3 protein-coding genes are annotated in these 987 nt (G+C 25.4%); all 3 read left to right on the top strand.

Annotated elements, in window-relative coordinates; genetic code table 11:
* Positions 1–77 precede the first annotated feature (77 nt).
* The gene (locus ABD077_RS25125; RefSeq protein ID WP_343914944.1) at positions 78–416 is read left to right on the top strand and encodes a hypothetical protein; all 339 of its coding nucleotides are present in this window, start codon (positions 78–80) and stop codon (positions 414–416) included.
* A gap of 149 nt (positions 417–565) precedes the next feature.
* On the top strand, positions 566–838 hold the full coding sequence (locus tag ABD077_RS25120; RefSeq protein ID WP_198968547.1) for an AcrID1 family anti-CRISPR protein: 273 nt from the start codon (positions 566–568) through the stop codon (positions 836–838).
* Between the two features lie 39 nt (positions 839–877).
* Positions 878–987, top strand: a 110-nt coding sequence (locus ABD077_RS25260) for an AcrID1 family anti-CRISPR protein (protein ID WP_425545925.1), incomplete at its 3' end; no start/stop codon positions are given.

Here is a 987-nt window from a genome sequence, read left to right as displayed (position 1 = left end):
AGGCAACAACTCCTTGGCTCACAGAACGACATGGCTACGATCCGACTTAACGTAAAAATTGAGAGAAAGCTTTATATATGAGTTTTTACATAATGTATATTGGTGAAAGAAAAATGACTGAACAAATAAAGTTAAGTCTAAGGTCAAAACAAAAAGAGTTATTACAAAAGTTTTTTTCAATTGCACAAAAGGATGAGGTTGGAGATCTATGTATTTCCATGTACAATTCTAATGGTAAACTAACTTTATTTGAACAAGATGCACAAAAATATCAACCATATGCTTATTTCAGGATAATGAGATTAGTAGAGAAAGGCATATTTTTCATAAAAGTTAAAAAAGTAAAAAGAAACAAAAAGTTTTTGTGTATGCATTCTAGCATAGCAGAAAAATTAAAAAGTCAATTTGAAAGTTAATCTTTTTTTAAATTTTTTCTTTTCTCCTAATTACCTAATTCTATCGATAATTTTTCTCAAATTCCAAATATTAATCCTACTTATTCCAAAAAATAAAGATTTAAAAATGTCATAATTCTTTTAGATTTTTGAAGGTGGTGAATAGGTAAATGAAATTTAAAGAATTAAAAGAACTTGTTAATATATTTTCAAAAAATGCTGAAATAAAGGAAATCATAATTAAAACTAATGATTCAATTGAATTATCAGGTGATGAATTTTATGAGTTGACAAAAGATAAAAAATTCGTAAATACATCTGTAAAAAATGCAATTTTTACAGTTGAATTTGAACAAAATGAGTTCACGAAATTCTTATTTAAATATGAAGAGATTGATGATATAGCTTATGTAAAAGAAATTAAGATGTGGCGTGAAGTTTAATTTTTTTCAGTCTAGGAATAGAAGTAGGTGAAATGAGATATGAATTTAAAGAAAGTTAAACGAATTATAGACATGTTCTTCAAAGAAAAAAATCTTGATGAGTTAACTTTAGCGTTTAAGAGATCTTTAATACTTACAGAAAATGAATA

Source organism: Aquimarina litoralis, assembly GCF_039523995.1.
Taxonomy (GTDB): domain Bacteria; phylum Bacteroidota; class Bacteroidia; order Flavobacteriales; family Flavobacteriaceae; genus Aquimarina; species Aquimarina litoralis.
This window is presented reverse-complemented; position numbering and strand designations above follow the sequence as displayed.